This window comes from Tenacibaculum adriaticum, from assembly GCF_008124875.1.
GTDB classification, from domain to species: Bacteria; Bacteroidota; Bacteroidia; order Flavobacteriales; family Flavobacteriaceae; genus Polaribacter; species Polaribacter adriaticus.
Genome location: NZ_VNIA01000002.1, coordinates 474,417 through 492,753 on the forward strand (window position 1 = coordinate 474,417; position 18,337 = coordinate 492,753).

At 30.8% G+C, this 18,337-nt stretch carries 15 protein-coding genes; 9 read left to right on the plus strand and 6 right to left on the minus strand.

What is annotated here, in order from left to right; translation table 11 throughout:
- Window positions 1–20: 20 nt before the first annotated feature.
- Complete coding sequence (gene recG, locus C7447_RS07635; protein ID WP_148869919.1) at window positions 21–2,117, minus strand: ATP-dependent DNA helicase RecG; 2,097 nt, start codon at window positions 2,115–2,117, stop codon at window positions 21–23.
- A gap of 61 nt (window positions 2,118–2,178) precedes the next feature.
- On the opposite strand from recG, the gene C7447_RS07640 reads away from it, so the two are divergent.
- The 3 genes from C7447_RS07640 to C7447_RS07650 all read left to right on the plus strand — a co-directional run bounded on the left by C7447_RS07640 (window position 2,179) and on the right by C7447_RS07650 (window position 7,658).
- The gene (locus C7447_RS07640; RefSeq protein WP_148869920.1) at window positions 2,179–3,390 is read left to right on the plus strand and encodes an RsmB/NOP family class I SAM-dependent RNA methyltransferase; all 1,212 of its coding nucleotides are present in this window, start codon (window positions 2,179–2,181) and stop codon (window positions 3,388–3,390) included.
- 8 nt (window positions 3,391–3,398) lie between these two features.
- The gene (locus C7447_RS07645) at window positions 3,399–5,180 is read left to right on the plus strand and encodes an endonuclease (protein ID WP_148869921.1); all 1,782 of its coding nucleotides are present in this window, start codon (window positions 3,399–3,401) and stop codon (window positions 5,178–5,180) included.
- A gap of 279 nt (window positions 5,181–5,459) precedes the next feature.
- Window positions 5,460–7,658 carry an endonuclease gene (locus C7447_RS07650; RefSeq protein WP_170245948.1) on the plus strand — a complete coding sequence of 733 codons (2,199 nt, stop codon included), beginning with the start codon at window positions 5,460–5,462 and terminating at the stop codon, window positions 7,656–7,658.
- A gap of 159 nt (window positions 7,659–7,817) precedes the next feature.
- On the opposite strand, the gene C7447_RS07655 is transcribed toward C7447_RS07650, so the two are convergent.
- Genes C7447_RS07655 through C7447_RS07675 form a run of 5 tightly spaced genes read right to left on the minus strand, consistent with a single transcriptional unit; the run spans window position 7,818 to window position 12,243 of the window.
- Complete coding sequence (locus C7447_RS07655) at window positions 7,818–8,648, minus strand: prohibitin family protein (RefSeq protein WP_148869923.1); 831 nt, start codon at window positions 8,646–8,648, stop codon at window positions 7,818–7,820.
- A 46-nt stretch (window positions 8,649–8,694) separates the two neighbouring features.
- A complete protein-coding gene (locus C7447_RS07660) occupies window positions 8,695–9,585 on the minus strand; it encodes a cation diffusion facilitator family transporter (protein WP_148869924.1) in 891 nt (296 codons plus the stop codon).
- Window positions 9,586–9,628: 43 nt separating this feature from the next.
- The gene (locus C7447_RS07665; RefSeq protein ID WP_148869925.1) at window positions 9,629–10,021 is read right to left on the minus strand and encodes an acyl-CoA thioesterase; all 393 of its coding nucleotides are present in this window, start codon (window positions 10,019–10,021) and stop codon (window positions 9,629–9,631) included.
- Between the two features lie 2 nt (window positions 10,022–10,023).
- Window positions 10,024–10,203, minus strand: a complete 180-nt coding sequence (locus C7447_RS07670; RefSeq protein ID WP_148870176.1) for a CPXCG motif-containing cysteine-rich protein — start codon at window positions 10,201–10,203, stop codon at window positions 10,024–10,026.
- Between the two features lie 21 nt (window positions 10,204–10,224).
- Window positions 10,225–12,243, minus strand: coding sequence for a VWA domain-containing protein (locus C7447_RS07675; RefSeq protein ID WP_246143040.1), 2,019 nt, complete (start codon window positions 12,241–12,243; stop codon window positions 10,225–10,227).
- Window positions 12,244–12,342: 99 nt separating this feature from the next.
- Here C7447_RS07675 and purB point away from each other — a divergent pair, with 99 nt between their 5' ends.
- The 6 genes from purB (at window position 12,343) to C7447_RS07705 (ending at window position 18,317) form a co-directional block, all read left to right on the plus strand.
- On the plus strand, window positions 12,343–13,686 hold the full coding sequence (gene purB, locus C7447_RS07680; RefSeq protein WP_148869926.1) for an adenylosuccinate lyase: 1,344 nt from the start codon (window positions 12,343–12,345) through the stop codon (window positions 13,684–13,686).
- The gene (locus tag C7447_RS07685; protein WP_148869927.1) at window positions 13,686–14,108 is read left to right on the plus strand and encodes a hypothetical protein; all 423 of its coding nucleotides are present in this window, start codon (window positions 13,686–13,688) and stop codon (window positions 14,106–14,108) included. Before purB ends, C7447_RS07685 begins: the two co-directional genes overlap by 1 nt.
- A gap of 46 nt (window positions 14,109–14,154) precedes the next feature.
- Window positions 14,155–14,925, plus strand: coding sequence for a TerC family protein (locus C7447_RS07690; RefSeq protein WP_148869928.1), 771 nt, complete (start codon window positions 14,155–14,157; stop codon window positions 14,923–14,925).
- A 61-nt stretch (window positions 14,926–14,986) separates the two neighbouring features.
- Entirely contained in the window at window positions 14,987–15,310 is a 324-nt protein-coding gene (locus tag C7447_RS07695; protein WP_148869929.1) for a hypothetical protein, read from the plus strand.
- A gap of 40 nt (window positions 15,311–15,350) precedes the next feature.
- The gene (locus C7447_RS07700) at window positions 15,351–17,741 is read left to right on the plus strand and encodes a TonB-dependent receptor (RefSeq protein ID WP_148869930.1); all 2,391 of its coding nucleotides are present in this window, start codon (window positions 15,351–15,353) and stop codon (window positions 17,739–17,741) included.
- A 12-nt stretch (window positions 17,742–17,753) separates the two neighbouring features.
- Window positions 17,754–18,317 carry a type 1 periplasmic binding fold superfamily protein gene (locus C7447_RS07705; RefSeq protein WP_148869931.1) on the plus strand — a complete coding sequence of 188 codons (564 nt, stop codon included), beginning with the start codon at window positions 17,754–17,756 and terminating at the stop codon, window positions 18,315–18,317.
- Window positions 18,318–18,337 lie beyond the last annotated feature (20 nt).

Consider the following 18,337-nt stretch of genomic DNA (forward strand, 5'->3'; position numbering starts at 1 on the left):
AAATATAACTTTAGTAAAAGCTAACTAATACTACTCCAAATACCACTTGTTTTTTGTAATTTGGTATAACGCTTTAAAATTGAACTATTTTCAGGTTTTATCATGGTTGGATCATCCTCTAACAATTGAATAGCAGTTTGACGCGCTTTATATAAAATAGGGCTGTCTTTAACTACATCGGCAATTTTTAAATTTAAAACGCCACTTTGTTGCGTTCCCATGATATTTCCTGGTCCACGTAGTTTTAAATCTACTTCTGCAATTTTAAATCCGTCTACCGTATCTACCATTGTTTTTAGACGAGTTTTTCCGTCCGAAGATAATTGGTAACTCGATAATAGAATACAGTAACTCTGTTCTGCACCACGACCTACTCGACCTCGTAACTGATGTAACTGACTTAATCCGAAACGTTCTGCACTTTCAATAACCATTACCGATGCATTTGGTACATTTACACCCACTTCAATAACAGTGGTGGCAACCATAATTTGGGTTTCACCTTTTACAAAACGATCCATTTCGTAATCTTTATCGGCTGGTTTCATTTTACCATGTACAATACTGATTTGGTATTTAGGCGATGGGAACTCACGGGAAATACTCTCGTAACCATCCATCAAATCTTTATAATCCATAGCTTCAGATTCCTGAATTAATGGATATACTACATATACTTGTCGTCCTTTATTAATTTCATCCTTTAAAAACTTAAAAACTGCTAAGCGGTTACTGTCATAACGATGTACCGTTTTTATATCTTTTCTTCCTGGAGGTAATTCATCTATTACAGAAATATCCAAATCTCCATAAACCGACATCGCTAACGTACGTGGAATTGGCGTTGCAGTCATCACCAAAACATGAGGTGGCAACTCATTTTTATGCCACATTTTACTACGTTGTGCTACACCAAAACGATGCTGCTCATCAATAATAGCTATTCCCAAATTTTTAAACTGAACTTTATCTTCTAAAATAGCATGTGTACCAACCAAAATATGCAAGCTACCATCTTCTAAACCTTTGTGTATTTCTCGTCGCTTTTTAGTTTTAGAGGAACCGGTTAATAATTCAACTTTAATATCTGTTCCTTCAAGTAATTCGGCAATTCCGTTATAGTGTTGTGTCGCTAAAATTTCCGTTGGTGCCATAATTGTCGCTTGAAATCCATTATCAATTGCCAATAACATGGTTAACAAAGCCACAATCGTTTTACCAGAACCTACATCACCTTGTAACAATCGGTTCATATGTGCTCCAGTACTAACGTCTTTTCTAATCTCTTTTAGTACACGTTTTTGTGCATTGGTTAGATCGAAGGGTAAATGGTTGTTATAAAAATTATTAAAATTCTCACCTACCTGTTCGAAAACATATCCTTTTATTTTAGCTTTATTGATGAGTTTTTTCATCAACAATTGCAATTGAATAAAAAATAATTCCTCAAATTTTAACCGATATTCTGCTTTAGCTAATAATTCCTGGTTCTTCGGAAAATGGATATTCAGTAAAGATTCTCTTTTTCCTAACAACTGGTTTTCTTGCATGAAATTAACAGAAAAAGTTTCTTCTATGTTTCCATAGGCTTGTTGCAATAAATTTTGCAACATCGATCGCATGATTTTTTGAGAAATACCTTTATTACTTAATTTTTCTGTAGATGGATACACAGGTTGCATTGCGGTTTGCAACTTCTTTTTATATTCGGAAACCAATTCTAGCTCTGGGTGTGGCATATTTGCTTTTCCGCTATACCAATTAAGCTTTCCGTAAATAACATACGGAACATTCAGTTTTAAACTATCTTTAATCCACTTTACCCCTTTAAACCAAACTAGTTCCATAGAACCTGTAGCATCAGTAAAAGTAGCTACTAACCTACTTCCTCTTTTTTGCTTAACTGTTTTTACATTTGTTATTTTACCCGCAATTTGAACTTCCGAAGTGTTTTGCTGTAATTGATTAATCGTATAAAACTGTGTTTTATCAATATATCGAAACGGAAATAAGTGTAATAAATCGTTGCAGGTTTTTATTCCGAGTTCAGAATACAACAATTCTGCACGGGCAACACTTACTCCTTTGATATAGGTTACAGGTTGGTTTAAATTCATTGAAAACGAAAATACAAAAAGCCAATTAATCGTGCTATCTTTGTACCCTTAAATTCAATCAATGAGATTACATAGAAATTTAACGTATGCTGTAATAGATAGCTTACGAGATATATTTAATGAAGGAGTGTATGCAGATAAAGCTGTTGAAACTGCTTTGCGTAGAGATAAACGTTGGGGAGCCAGAGATCGTAAATTTGTTGCTGAAACTATTTACGATATTGTTCGATGGCAACGTTTATATGCAGAAATTGCCAATGTAAAAGTTCCATATGCACGTCCAGATTTATGGCGTTTATTTTCAGTTTGGTGTGTGTTAAGAGGAATACAATTACCCGATTGGAATCAAATTGAGCCTACTCCTACTCGAAGAATTAAAGGGAAATTTGATGAACTTTCTAAAATTAGAAAATTTAGAGAATCAATTCCCGATTGGATTGACGAATTAGGTGTTAAAGAATTAGGTGAAGAAATTTGGACAAAAGAAATAGCTGCTTTAAACAAACAAGCTGAAGTTATTTTACGTACCAATACCTTAAATACAACTAAAGAAAACTTACAAAAACAATTAGCTTCTGAAGGAATAGAAACAGAGCCTATTAAAGGATACGCTGATGCTTTAAAATTAGTAGAGCGTGCTAATGTTTTTAAAACAGAAGCTTTTAAAAAAGGACTTTTTGAGGTACAAGATGCTTCTTCTCAATTGGTGGCCGCCTACTTAGATGTTGAACCAGGAATGAAAGTTATTGATACTTGCGCTGGTGCTGGAGGAAAAACGCTACACTTAGCTGCTTTAATGGAAAATAAAGGGCAAATTGTAGCTATGGATATTTACGAAAGTAAATTAAAGAAGCTTAAAGTCCGTGCTCGAAGAGATGGAGTACATAATGTAGATACTCGAGTTATTGACTCTACCAAAGTAATTAAAAAACTACATGATAAAGCCGATAGAGTTTTAATCGATGCTCCGTGTTCTGGTTTAGGGGTTATCCGTAGAAACCCAGACAGTAAATGGAAGCTACAACCTGAATTTTTAGATAATATAAGAGATGTACAACAAGAAGTTTTACAAAACTATTCTAAAATGGTAAAACCAGGGGGTAAATTAGTATATGCAACTTGCTCTGTATTACCTTCTGAAAATCAGCAACAAGTTGAGTTTTTCTTAGCTTCAGATGGTGGAAAAGATTTTAAATTTGTAAAAGATGAAAAAATTTTATCTCACCAATCTGGTTATGATGGGTTTTATATGGCCTTATTAGAACGTAAATAATTTATTATATGATGAAAAAATTACTTTTATTATGCACTTTGCTGCTTTCAGTAGTAATCAATGCTCAACAAGATTATTATGATGATGTTAATTTAACACTTACTGGACTTGATTTAAAAAATGAATTAGCCACAAAAATAATTAACACTCACACCAACTTATTAAGTTATACACCAGGTATTTGGGAGGCCTGTAAAGCAACAGATGTTGATCCTAATAATAATAATGAAGTTTTGCTTATTTATGGTTATAGCGCCTCAGGTATCACCTCTAGAAGTAGAGGAATAAATGATAATGGAGGAAATAATGGTCAGTGGAATCGTGAACATACTTATGCTAAAAGTTTGGGAAATCCAAATCTTGGAACTTCAGGACCTGGAGCTGACGCGCATCATTTAAGAGCCTCCGATGTTCAATACAACAACCAACGTTCAAGTAAAAAATTCGCTACAGGTTCTGGTAATTCAGGTGATGTAACTGGTGGCTGGTATCCTGGTGATGAATGGAAAGGTGATGTCGCTCGAATGATGATGTATATGTATTTAAGATACGGAAATCAATGTTTACCCACTGGCGTTGGTGTTGGAGATTCTTCAGGAACACCTGATGATATGATTGATTTGTTTTTAAAATGGAATGCAGAAGATCCTGTTTCTCAAATTGAAGATAATCGTAACACATTTCATGAAAATACTTCTAATACCTACGCTCAAGGAAATAGAAACCCTTTTATAGATAATCCTAACTTAGCTACTCAAATTTGGGGTGGTGACATAGCAGAAAACCGCTGGGACTCTTCTACTCCTGATGATACTGAAACACCTACTATTCCTACAGCCTTATCAACTAGTGATATCACAAGTAATTCTATTACTGTTTCTTGGAATCCTTCTAGCGATAATGTTGGAGTTATAGCATATGAAGTTTTTGTAGATGGTATTAGTAATATCACTACAGGTGGTACATCTATAGTTATTAATGGATTAGAAGCTTCTACTAATTATAGTTTTACGGTTAGAGCTAAAGATGCAGCGGGTAATACTTCAGCTCAAAGTTCTTCTACAGAAGCCACTACATTAGAAGACACTAGTATAGATGCCTGTGTATTTGAATCTTTTACAAATATTGGTACAGCTTCTTCTTCATACAGTAGCAGAAATTGGACAGGTGATAATGGTTTTGAATGGACTGCTAGTGATGCTAGAACAGACCAAACTCTTACTTCTGGTAATAATGCCATCACTATTAGAAACGGGGAATTATCGACAGTACAAACAATTGAAGAAGGGATTAGTAGTTTTTCAGTAAAAACAAAACGTGTATTTACTGGAGGTAGTGGTACTTTCGATTTAAATGTGAACGATTCTAAAGTAGGTGAAATAACATATTCTGATGTAGAAAAAACTACAATCATTAATGATATAAATATTTCTGGAAATGTAACTATCACAATAACAAATAAAACGAGTACTACTGATCGAGTGATTTTTGATGACTTACAATGGGAATGTTATAATGCAACTGCAGGAATTGAAGAGCTTTCTAGATTGAATAGTATTAAAATATATCCAAACCCTAGTTTAAATGGAAAAATCACTTTACAGACTTTATCAAATATTGAAGTAGAAAACATTAAGATTTATTCCATCTTAGGCAAGAAAGTTATTGATGTTAAATATCCGAATTTCATAAATAATAAATACACTTTAGAAAATCTTAAAAGTGGAATTTATTTAATAAAACTTTCAAACAAAAAGCAAAGTACTACTAAAAAACTAGTAATTCAATAAAACAAAGAGGCTGGTGACTTTTTTTACTGGCCTTTTTTAATCATCAGCCTTCAATTATGTTTCTCTTGTCCTTTTACCTAGTTTTATTAGTATAAACTCTGATAGAAAATAAAACAAAAATACCTATAAACTATTTTGTATTCTATTCTTGAAATCAGTAACAAATTGACTTTTTCTTAACTTAAGATATCGGAAAAGATTTTACTTTTGCAAAAAATAAAAAATCTTTTTCACCAAGCTGGTTTTGATGGATTTAATAATACAACGTAAATAATTATGATGAAAAAACTACTTTTAAAGCTATTCTTTTTAATTGCATTTGTAGCAAATGCACAACAGGATTATTATGATGATGTTAATTTAGCTCTTACTGGTACTGATCTAAAAAATGCTTTGGCTGTTAAAATAACAGCAACACATATAAATATGTTAACATATACTCCTGGTGTTTGGGAGGCTAGTAAAATAACAGATATAAATTCTGAAAATAATTCTGAAGTCGTATTAATTTATGGTTGGGAAAATGGTTCTGATACTGATATTAGTAACGATAGAGGACGTGATAAGACGCTACAAGATAGTGGTAATGGAGCTACTTTTGTATGGAATAGAGAGCATGTATTTTCTAAATCCTTAGCAAATCCTAGTTTTACAACTGATAACCCTGGTCCTGGTACGGATGCCCATAATCTAAGACCAGCAGACAAAACTAGAAACTCTACTAGAAATAATTATAAATTTGCTTCCGGAACAGGTAATTCTGATCGCTCTTCTGTAACTTATAGTGGTCCTGATGGACCAAATACAAGAGGTTGGTATCCAGGAGATGAATGGAAAGGGGATGTTGCAAGAATTATTATGTATATGTATTTGCGCTATGGAAATCAATGTTTACCAACTAATGTTGGTGTTGGTGATAATCAATTCACTCCAGATGATATGATAGACTTATTTTTACAATGGAATGTAGAAGATCCTGTTTCCGAATTTGAAAAAATTAGAAATGAATATCATGAAAATACTACAAATACCTATGCACAAGGAAATAGAAACCCTTTTATAGACAATCCTTATTTAGCAACTCGAATTTGGGGTGGAGATTCTGCTCAAGATTTATGGGGAATTTATACAAGTAGTGATAATGAAGTCCCAACTGTACCAACAAATGTGGTTGCTAATAATATTACTATGACTACGATTGATTTTTCTTGGGATGCTTCTTCAGATAATGTAGCTGTTACAGGTTATGATATATTTGTTGATGGAATTTTAAAAGCACAAACTACAGCGACTAATATTACAATTTCAGGGTTAACTTCGAACACAACTTATGCTTTTACAGTATTAGCTAAAGACCTTATTAACAATAAATCAGCACAAAGCACCGCTGTTAACGCAACTACCTTGCAAGATTCTGAAGCTCCAACAATACCTACTAATCTTGTTGCAAGTGATATCACAGATACTTCATTTAGATTAACTTGGGATGCTTCTTCAGATAATGTAGCTGTTACTAGTTACGATATTTATTTAGATGGCGTTTTTAACGTGTCTACAACTGATTTAACCTATAATATTACTGGATTAAATGAGTCTACCCTATATAGTGCTTCCATTTTAGCTAAAGATAATGCAAACAATATATCTGCACAAACAGCAAGTATAGATATAACCACAACAGATGGTTCAGCTGTAGGTGGGGCTACCGAGTTATTTATTTCTGAGTATACCGAACCAAATGGAGGAAACAATAAAGCTATTGAAATTGTTAATCTTACAGGAAGTACAGTTAGTTTAGTTGGATATTCTATAAAAAAACAAAAAGACGGAGCAGGTAATTGGATAGATGAATTTGATATTTCTACTGGCTCTGTAACATCTATTGTTCCTAATGATGTATTTGTTATTATTAATGAAGGAGCAGATGATGCTACATTAGTTGCGGAAGCAGATTTAATAAGAGCAAGTAATACCTCTACAAATTATGGTTCTCCAATAAACTTTAATGGAAACGACCCTGTTGGACTGTTTAAAAATGGTATTTTGGTTGATATTGTTGGGGATTTTGATGGTGGAAGTGGTAATCAATTTGCACAAAACGTGACTTTAAGAAGAAAAAGCACTATTTCAAGCCCAAATACTGTATACGATGTTAATGAATGGGATACTTTTCCTGAAAACACCTTTGATGGTATTGGTTTTCATAGTGTTACTTTAAGTACAGAAAGTCAAGTTTATATAGATTTTAAAGTTTACCCAAACCCTTCTAACACAGGTAATATTACTATTCAATCACCTAACAATACTGAAATTAAAAACATTAAAGTTTATTCTATACTTGGTGAAAAAATAGTGGATATTAAAAACCCTGATTTCTTGAATAATAAATACACTTTAGAAAATCTTAAAAGTGGAATTTATTTAATGAAGCTTTCGAATAAAAAACAAAGCACTACAAAAAAACTGATTGTACGTTAAAATAAAAAGGCTCGTGAAGAAATTTTCACGAGCCTTTTTTCAATCAACTATTAAAAACTAACTAATTACTAACGTTACGTATGTAATTATCTATTTGACGAGGTTGTTTTTAATTCGTTACATTATTTTTTTAGTTTAACACATCTTTAAGAAATTCTCTTATTGATTTCCTAAAATAATTGGCATTCCACTTTTACCTGCTCCAATTAACACTACCTTACTATTTGGAGATTCCGATAATTTTAAAGTAGCTTCAATACCTTTATCTTGTAAAATTTTATCTGTTAATGAAGCACTTAAAATTTTATTTGCATCTGCTTTACCTTTTGCTTCAATAATTTGTTTTTCAGCTTCTTTTTGTGCAGTTACCAATCTAAATTCATATTCTAAAGACTCCTGCTCTTGTTTTAATTTACGTTCAATTGCCTCTTTAATGGTAGATGGTAATGTTACATCTCTAACTAACACTTCATTTAGTTGTACATATTGCTTTTCTAAAATCTTTTTAGTTTCTGTAAATATTTCATCTTGAATAGCATCTCTTTTACTTGAATATAACTGCTCTGGTGTATAACGACCAACAACACTACGAGCCGCAGATCGAATAGCTGGCTGAATAACACGTTGTAAGTAGTTTTCACCAAGTGTTTGATGTAATTTTCCTAAATCATTATAAACAGGTTGATACCATGCTGAAGCATCAATTTGAATCTCTAACCCATTAGAAGATAACACTTTCATTTTTTCGAAAAGTTCTTGCTGTCTAACTTCATAAACATGCATTTCATTCCAAGGTGCTACAATATGAAAACCTTCTCCATATGTTTCGTCTGTTACAACACCTCCACTAAATGTTTTATACAAAACTCCTGCTTGTCCTGACTTTATGGTTTCTGTTGATTTTGCAAAAAGAATAATTAAAAAAATTATGATTGGAATAAATACAATCCCTTTTGTTGGAAAATTTAATGTTGGTTGATTTTGTGCCATTTTTAGTTTTTTTATGTATCAAAGATACAGTTTATTGATTTTACATTTAATCCTTATACTTACAATCCTCATCTGCAAACTCAAGTTCAAGAGTAATATGTTCTAAACGAAATTGCTCATGTAACGTTTTTTTAATTTCTTTCTTAAGATTTTCAGTTGTATTTAGAGAAATTGATTTATCCTTTAGTGTTATATGAGCTGTAAAAACATTATGCTCCCCATCTAACGTCCATAAATGACAGTCATGTACATCTGTAATCTCTTCAAAACTTAATAATTTTTCTTTCACTGATTCAATAGACACATCTTCAGGAGTTGCCATTAAAATAATTTTAAGACTTTCTTCCATGTTTCTAAAGACATTAAAAAGAACATAAAAAGCTATTAAAAGTGATAAAATAGGATCCAGAATTGGTATATCCCAAAATTGCATAATCACGCTAGCAATTAAAACAGCTAGCCAGCCTAAAACATCTTCTAATAAATGTAATGATACTACACGTTCATTTATTGAAGTTCCTTGTTTTAATTTTAACACAGCCGCCCCATTCACTAAAATTCCTAAAATAGCAATCCACATCATCCCTTTTGCATCAGCTTGTTCAGGATTTAAAATTCTAGGAATTGCTTCTTTTATAATAAAAACTGAACCAATTACTAAAATAATAGAGTTGATAATAGCTCCCAACAACGAAAACCGTTTATATCCGTAAGAATATTTTTTATTTGCTTCTTTATTTGATACTTTTTGAAAATACCAAGAAAGTCCCAACGATAAACTATCTCCCAAATCGTGTAAAGCATCTGATAAAATTGCCAAACTATTGGTAAAAAGACCTCCAATAATCTCAATAATTGTAAATGCAAGGTTTAAAAAGAAAGCAACTTTGATGTTTCCTGTAGCATCGCTATGTGAATGATGATGATTGTGTGCCATGTATTTTTTATCTATATGACTAGTTTAATATAAAAAAGATGCATTATTGATTATCCAATCTATCTTTTACAAACTCAACTTTCGTTTTTCCATGTGGTCTTGGATTACCATTATCATCTAAACTTACCATTACAATTTTATCTATATTAATAATGTCTTTATGCGTTAGTTTGTTTCTTACTTTACAGTTTAGTGTGATAGAAGAATTACCAAACTTAAGAACCTCAATTCCTATTTCAATAATATCTCCTTGTTTAGCAGAACTAATAAAATCTATTTCAGACATAAACTTAGTGACTGTTTTAGGAATCTCTAACTGAATAATTGAATACAAAGCCACTTCTTCATCTATCCATTGTAAAAGTCTTCCTCCAAATAATGTTCCGTTTGGATTTAAATCTTCAGGTTTTACCCATTTTCTCGTGTGAAATTTCATATTTATTGTTCTATATTTTTCGCTTCAAAAGCTATTAATTCATTATTTTCAAAATTAGTGGTAAGTTGTATTGGATTACAACACACTTCACAATCTTCTATATACGTTTCAGAAACACTCATATCCAAAATCATAGAAATTTCTTCCCAACAATACGGACATTGAAAAAAGTGTTCTAAAATCATTATTTTAATTATTTAATTTTAAATTTTACCAAAATATTTTCTTGTAAACCATTCAATGGTTAGTAAACCAACGATAACAAATAATAGCCATTTCCAATTAATTAAATTTTCTTCTTTTACTATAGATTTTTGAGTGGTATAATAGCGTTTATCATTTAATAACTCGTTGATAAGACTTTCACTTTGATTCTTATAAAACAATTTCCCTGAACTTTTCAAAGCTAATTTCTGAAGCTTATCTGTATTCGCATTGGTAAATTGTTCCTCCACCTGATAATCGGTGACTTTAAATTGTCCGCTTACACTTAAATTTTGTCCTTCTACAGTAACTTTATAAGTGTAATTTCCAGCTAACAAACCATCTACATCGACTTTATAGGAATTATTTAGTAATGAAAAAGGAAATTGTTTTTTCTCTTTTGTTTTAGAGTTAGTAATTACTATTTGCATTGAAGCACGTTTATCAAACTGATAATTTTTATCTAAATACAATGCCGAAATATTTATGGTAGCATTCGCCGGATATATACGTTCTGCATTTACTTCTAATCTTTTTCGCTTTTTATTGGAAGCTACGTACTGTACTAAATTCCCTATAAATTCATCAAAAGGTTCAAAAGAATTTTCTTCTAAAAAACTCGCAGCTCTCCATTTCCAAATTCCTTCTCCAAATAAAATTGCTAGTTTTTGCCCTCCTTTTTCTAGAGTGGTTAATAAAGGTTGCTTGGTTTCTATATTTACTAATTTTTGATATAATAAGGTTTGATGTTCACCTTCAATAGTTACATCCCCAAACTTATCTTGCAACGGTGGAAGATTCCCAAATTGAAGATCTTTCTGCAAAAACGTTGAAAATCCAGCATTGTAAACTGCTCCATAATTTTCAGTTTGATTAATCGCATTTTTGCGAATTCCGTTTGGTAAAGAATTGATAAAGTTCCAATCTGTTTTTGTTCCAGAAATTATTACGAAATTCGATTTTCTTTGTTCAAACAATCTTCTGAACGCAGTATTAGGCTGATAAAAAACAACCATTTGATAACCTTCTAACGTTCCTTTGAAATTATGCACTAATTTTAAGTCAACTTTACGTTGTTTATTACGCTCTATTGACTTTTTTAAAGCTCCCAAATCAGGATGTAAAATAGAAGACACTATTAGTACCTTTGTTTGTTCGTCTATTACTTCTACAGCAAAACTTTTAAAATTATTCTTGGTGTTTTTTTCACTTTTAATCGCGCGAATTCCAGCAGTAAAATACTGTATTCCTTCCTTAGCAGCTGTTAAATTCGCTGTAATTGTTTTCGTTTTTTTCTCTGCTGAAAAAGATACTTTTTCTGAAAATACACTCTTACCTCCTTGCGTAATCGTAAATACTGATTGTAAGGGTTCTTTTCCGTCATAAAACAGCATCACCTCTACAGGAAACTTATTTTTGATGTAACTGTACTTATTTACATTGAGTTGCGAAATTCTTAAGTCTTGAAATTGTGTAGTATCGCCAATAACCAAAGGATAAACAGGTTGTTTGATGTTGATAAACTCATAATCGTTCCCAACTGTTTGATTACCATCAGAAATAAGCACACTAGCACCTATTCCATCTTTGTTTAAATCGTTTGCAGATTGTACCGCCTTAGCAATATCTGTTTGAGTTTCATTAAAAGATAAACTATCTAAAACGGTAATATTCTTTCCGAAGGAATAATAATTAACATCAAATTTACTATTCAGCTCTTTATGTGTTTTTACGTTTTGTAAAATGTTTTTTACTGAAGTTTCTTCTTTAAAATGTTTTGTGGATAGCGAATTATCTACTAAAAAAGATAAAACAGGTTTACTATTTTCTGTTTTTATAGTTTTTATCTTCGGGTTAATGAGCAACAAACCCAATAAAAACAAACTCAATGCTTTTAAAGCAAACAAAAAAATGTTGATTTTAGAATTGCTTTTCGTTTTGTAGAAATACTGAAAAAACGCCACAGCAACACTTATTAAAACAGCTAAAATAATATATAAAAGTGTGGATGTTTGCAAAATTTTTTGTTTAAAATGTGAAGATAAAAATATCTACTAAAAAACATCTTCTAAACCTTACATTTTTGATATTTTTGTTCCTTAACACAACAACACAAAATGAGCTTAACACAATTAAACGCCATCTCACCAATTGATGGTAGATACAGAAACAAAGTTTCAGATTTAGCTAAGTACTTTTCAGAAGAAGCTTTAATTAAATACCGCGTAAAAGTAGAAATTGAATACTTTATCGCTCTTTGCGAAATTCCATTACCACAATTAGCAGACTTTAACAAGCAATTATTTAAAAATTTACGTGCTATTTATGAAGATTTTTCTGCCGAGAATGCACAAAAAATTAAAGATATTGAAAGCGTTACCAACCACGATGTTAAAGCAGTTGAATATTTTATAAAAGAAAAATTTGACGCACTAGAGTTACAAAAATATAAAGAATTTATCCACTTCGGATTAACTTCTCAAGACATAAATAACACAGCCATTCCTTTATCTATAAAAGATGCTATGGAGGAAGTATACTACGATAGTTTAGATGGCTTAACATCTAAATTGGCTGAACTTTCAGAAGAATGGGAAAATGTACCTATGCTGGCTCGTACTCACGGTCAACCAGCCTCTCCTACTCGCTTAGGAAAAGAACTTTTTGTATTTGTAGAACGTGTTCAGCAACAAGTTTGGTTTTTACAAAATGTACCACATGCAGCAAAATTTGGTGGCGCAACGGGTAACTTCAATGCGCATAAAGTTGCTTATCCAAACATAGATTGGAAAAACTTCGGAACTCATTTTGTGGAAGAAATCTTAGGGTTACATCATTCCTTTCCAACAACACAAATTGAACACTACGATCATATGGCTAGTTTATTTGATGCGATGAAACGTATTAACACCATTTTAATCGACTTAGATCGTGATGTTTGGACCTATGTTTCTATGGATTATTTTAAACAGAAAATTAAAAAAGGGGAAGTTGGATCTTCGGCAATGCCACATAAAGTAAATCCGATTGATTTTGAAAATTCTGAAGGAAATTTAGGATTAGCCAATGCTATTTTTGAGCATTTATCAGCTAAACTGCCAGTTTCTCGTCTACAACGCGATTTAACAGATAGTACAGTTTTACGTAATGTTGGTGTTCCGTTCGGGCATACCTTAATTGCTTTTGCATCTACCTTAAAAGGATTAAATAAATTGCTATTAAACGAGCAAAAATTTGAACAAGATTTAGAAAATAACTGGGCAGTTGTTGCAGAAGCTATTCAAACTATTTTGCGTAGAGAAGCATATCCTAATCCATACGAAGCATTAAAAGGATTAACACGTACCAACGACAAAATAACGCAAAAATCAATTGCTGATTTTATAGATACGTTAGAAATTTCATCAGAAATTAAAAACGAATTAAAACAAATAACACCATCAAATTATACCGGTATTTAATGAGAGTCTTTTTATCAATATTTATAGTATCAATATTTACTCTTTCTTGCACTAAACAATCAAAAGGAAATGCAGAGCGCTTTAAACATGGTATTTTTGAAATTCCTGCGGGTGAAGGTTATGGAAAAACTACAATAAAAAGAATAGATAGTTTACAAATTGAAGAATATACAAAAAAAGTAAATATTTCTTCTGACAGTACAGTATCTGAACGTGAAGAAAAACATATTGACACCTTGTATATTAAATGGAAAAATAGTTTTGCATATACTTTGCGAATGAAAAATCCAAAAACCGATTTAGACAAAGACCCTATCTTTGTTCAAATTAACAAAGTAACCGATACTTCCTATCATTTTACAGCGAAAATTGGATACTCAAAATTTAGACAAAAAGGAACCGTTTTTATAAGTAAACAATAAATTATATATATATTTATTTAAGTTTTAAGATTATTTAAGAATAATTATGGAGATATTTTTACAGGCAGATACATGGGTAGCCTTAATAACATTAACTTTTCTTGAAATTGTTTTAGGTATAGATAATATTATTTTTATATCCATAGCTTCTAATAAATTACCACAAAACCAACGTAAAAAGGCTACTAATATTGGGCTTTTATTAGCAATGGTTTTTAGAATTCTATTATTACTCGGAGTTTCTTATTTAATTAGAATGAAAAATCCGTTTTTCACAATTAATACTTCTTGGCTAACAACACAAGTTACTGGGCAAAGTATTATTTTAATTTTAGGAGGGATCTTTTTGCTATATAAGAGTACAAGTGAAATACATGACAAAGTAGAAGGTCATGTAGAACACGAAAATAATAAGGCTAAAAAGAAAGAAGCAACTTTATTTAAAACAATCTTTCAAATTGTATTAATTGATATTGTTTTTTCATTTGATTCTGTTTTAACTGCTGTAGGTATGACCAACGGAGTTAAAGGTGCTTTAATTATTATGATTTTAGCTGTAATTATTTCCATATTAATTATGATGTTATTTGCCAATCCTATTAGTACATTTGTAAACAACCATCCAACAATACAAATGTTAGCTTTATCCTTCTTAATATTAATTGGATTTATGTTAATTACTGAAGGTGCACATTTATCTCACACTATAGTTTTTGGACAAACTGTAGGTGCAATTCCAAAAGGATATTTGTATTTTGCTATAGCATTCTCTTTAGGTGTAGAGATGCTGAATATGAAAATGAGAAAAAAAGAATGATATCAAGTATGCTACTACTCTTTTTAGTATAAAATAAAATAGTAGTATCTTTATCCATTAAATGAAGAAAATTAAAAACATATCTACTAGTCTTTTCTTTTCTATCGTGTTATTTATGCCTTTCTTGGTACAAATAGTACATAGTACAAAACACCATGAAAAAGAAGAGATTTGCTATTCAAAAAAGGAAAAACATTTCCATAATTTTGAAGGAGATTCTTGTGATATATGTTTATTTCATTTATCTAATTTTATATACAAAAACAACTATCTTTATATAGCTAAACTAGCTATTAAATCAGATTTCTACTCTAACTTATATTCATTTGTAAGTAGTCTTAATAAATTTTATTTTTCATTAAGAGGGCCTCCTGTTTTAGTTTAAATCAATAAATTATTGTTTAAACTAAAATCTTAAATTAAGAATGACTAAATCTAAAGTCTTATTCATTCTTGTGCTTTTTATTCATGTAACAATAAAAGCACAAGAATGTAACTATACCTTTAATGGTGTTGTAGAAGATTTTCATGACAAAACAGCTATTTCAGACGCTGTTGTTTATGTAAAAAATCAAAATAAATTCACCACTACCGATGTTAATGGAAATTTTTCATTCAAAAACATCTGTAAAGGAAAAATTATTGTGGAAATATCTCATGTAGCATGTGATACTAAACGTTTGGAATTTTACTTAAATGAAAACACCTTTAAAGAAATATTAATAGAACATCATATAGAAGAACTTGAAACAGTTACAATAAAATCCAATTCAATATTAAAAACAACTCAAGAATCTGTATTAAAAACTAGCGCTATCGAAAATTTAAGTGATGCTAGTTTAGGAGATGTTTTAAAACAAATTTCAGGTGTGTCATCTATAAATACTGGAAGTAGTATTGTAAAACCTATCATTAACGGATTACACAGTAGCAGAAATCTAATTATGGTCAACGGTGTGCGTCTTCAAGACCAAGATTGGGGAATTGAGCACGCACCAAATATTGATGTTAATGCTGCTGGTAGTATTTCTGTAATTAAAGGGGCTAATGCTTTAGAGTACGGAGGAGATGCAATTGGTGGTGTGGTTATAGTTAATCCAGAAAATATCATTACTAAAGATACGTTATCTGGAAAAACAATTATATCACAACAAAGTAATGCGAGATCTTTTTCTGTAAACTCTAGCTTGAGAAAATCTTATAAAAGTGGTTGGTTTGTTAATGGATTGGCTTCTTACAAAAGATATGGAGACGCAAATACTCCTGATTACAGCTTAACAAATACAGGTTTAAATTCTAAATCTTTTACATTACAAACTGGGTATAAAAGTTTTGAAAAAGGTTTTGAGCTTTATTATAGCTATATTACTAATGAAATTGGTATTTTAAAAGCCTCACATTTAGGTAATACTGCCGATTTGGTAAATGCGATCAACAGTCCTCAGCCACTTTTAATTAAAGATTTTAGTTATGATATTAACAATCCTAAGCAAGATGTAACACATCAATTAACAAAAGCAATATTTTACAAACGCTTCAGAGGATTAGGTAAATTAAATTTTCAATACGATTATCAAGATAATCATCGTTTTGAATATGATATTAGAACAGGAGATGACAAATTTAAACCATCTATTGATCTAAGATTAAAAACACATACTGTAAAAGCAGACTTAAAATTAGATTCAAATATAGAAAGAATACTAAAAATCGGAATACTTGCAGGCTATCAAAATAATTTTCCTAATTCGGAAACCGGAGTACGTCGTTTAATTCCTGATTATGATAAAATTGATTTTGGAATTTACACTATTGGTAACTTCACTTTTGATAATCTAAAATTATCAGGAGGGTTACGTTATGATTACAATTACATAAATTCAAAAAAATACTATTATAAAAGTAGATGGGATAATTTGGGTTATAATCAAACATTTGCTTCTTTTATAATTAAAGAAGAAGGGAATCAATACCTTACAAATCCAATATTTCATTATCATAATTTTTCTGCTTCTGCTGGGGCTTCATATAAGTTGAATGATAAAAACACGATTCTTTTAAACTATGGATTGGCAAAAAGACCTCCTAATCCATCAGAATTGTTTAGTGATGGTTTACATCACTCTGCATCGAGAATAGAATTAGGTGATTTATCTATTCAACCTGAAACCTCTCATAGGATTGGAGCTAGTTATATGTTTTCTAATGCAAAATTCAATTCAACATTAGAAGTTTTTTTTAATCAAATTTCAAATTTTATTTTTATTGAACCAGGAGGAATAGAAACTACACTTCGTGGTTCTTTTCCTGTTTGGAATTATAAACAAACTAATGCTCGTTTAACTGGAGTTGATTTGACAATGCAATATCTTATTAATTCTAATTGGGCTTTAAACAATAATACATCATACATTCTTGGTGATGATCTATTACAAAATAGACCCTTAATTGATATGCCTCCATTTAAAACAGTAAATAGTATTGCTTATAACAATAAAAAATGGTTAAATTTTACATCAACATTAGAAAGTGAATTTGTTGGAAAACAAACCAGATATCCAAACAACAATTTTTATGCTTACATCCCTACGACAGACAGTACTGTTTTAGTAGATATAAGCAGCACACCAAAAGCTTATCACTTACTAAATATTAGTAATGAAATAAGTTTTAAATATGCTAAAACTAATTTTTCACTAGGTTTTTCAGTGAATAATATTTTAAACACCTCTTATAGAAATTATTTAAATAGACTACGTTATTTTTCAGATGACTTAGGTAGAAATTTCAAAATTCAATTAAAAATTAAATATTAAAATTATTAAATCATGAAATCACAAAAAATATTACTAATTGCCTTCTTATCTTTAATCACTTTAGCATCTTGTTCTGATGATGACAATAATCCTCTTCCTGTTAATGAAGAAGAAGTGATTACAACTTTAGAAGTAACATTAACTAATGGTACTACAACTGTTACACTTTTAAGTACGGATCTAGATGGAGATGGTCCAAATGACCCAGTTGTTTCTGTTTCAGGAAACTTTGAAAAAGGGATGACTTATGATGGAGTTCTCAAATTATTAAATGAAACTGAATCTCCTGCAGAAAATATTACTGAAGAAGTAGAAGAAGAAGCTCTTGATCACCAATTTTTTTATAGCACTACTAATAGCATAGCTACTTTTGCTTATTCTGATGAAGATACTGATGGTAACCCAATTGGTATCGAGTTTAAAATGACTGCTAGTGCAGATGCAGGAAATGGGAAAGTAACATTTACATTAAGACACGAACCAAATAAAAATGCTTCCGGTGTTAAAGATGGTGATATTACCAATGCTGCAGGTGAAACTGATATCGAAGTAACTTTTGATGTAGTTGTTGAATAGATAAATTTATCACAAATAAA

Bases quoted from the DNA above. Each gene is read 5' to 3' on its own strand.
- recG (WP_148869919.1), bottom strand. From the start codon at position 2,117: ATGAATTTAAACCAACCTGTAACCTATATCAAAGGAGTAAGTGTTGCC.
- C7447_RS07640 (WP_148869920.1), top strand. From the start codon at position 2,179: ATGAGATTACATAGAAATTTAACGTATGCTGTAATAGATAGCTTACGA.
- C7447_RS07645 (WP_148869921.1), top strand. From the start codon at position 3,399: ATGATGAAAAAATTACTTTTATTATGCACTTTGCTGCTTTCAGTAGTA.
- C7447_RS07650 (WP_170245948.1), top strand. From the start codon at position 5,460: ATGAAAAAACTACTTTTAAAGCTATTCTTTTTAATTGCATTTGTAGCA.
- C7447_RS07655 (WP_148869923.1), bottom strand. From the start codon at position 8,648: ATGGCACAAAATCAACCAACATTAAATTTTCCAACAAAAGGGATTGTA.
- C7447_RS07660 (WP_148869924.1), bottom strand. From the start codon at position 9,585: ATGGCACACAATCATCATCATTCACATAGCGATGCTACAGGAAACATC.
- C7447_RS07665 (WP_148869925.1), bottom strand. From the start codon at position 10,021: ATGAAATTTCACACGAGAAAATGGGTAAAACCTGAAGATTTAAATCCA.
- purB (WP_148869926.1), top strand. From the start codon at position 12,343: ATGAGCTTAACACAATTAAACGCCATCTCACCAATTGATGGTAGATAC.
- C7447_RS07685 (WP_148869927.1), top strand. From the start codon at position 13,686: ATGAGAGTCTTTTTATCAATATTTATAGTATCAATATTTACTCTTTCT.
- C7447_RS07690 (WP_148869928.1), top strand. From the start codon at position 14,155: ATGGAGATATTTTTACAGGCAGATACATGGGTAGCCTTAATAACATTA.
- C7447_RS07695 (WP_148869929.1), top strand. From the start codon at position 14,987: ATGAAGAAAATTAAAAACATATCTACTAGTCTTTTCTTTTCTATCGTG.
- C7447_RS07700 (WP_148869930.1), top strand. From the start codon at position 15,351: ATGACTAAATCTAAAGTCTTATTCATTCTTGTGCTTTTTATTCATGTA.
- C7447_RS07705 (WP_148869931.1), top strand. From the start codon at position 17,754: ATGAAATCACAAAAAATATTACTAATTGCCTTCTTATCTTTAATCACT.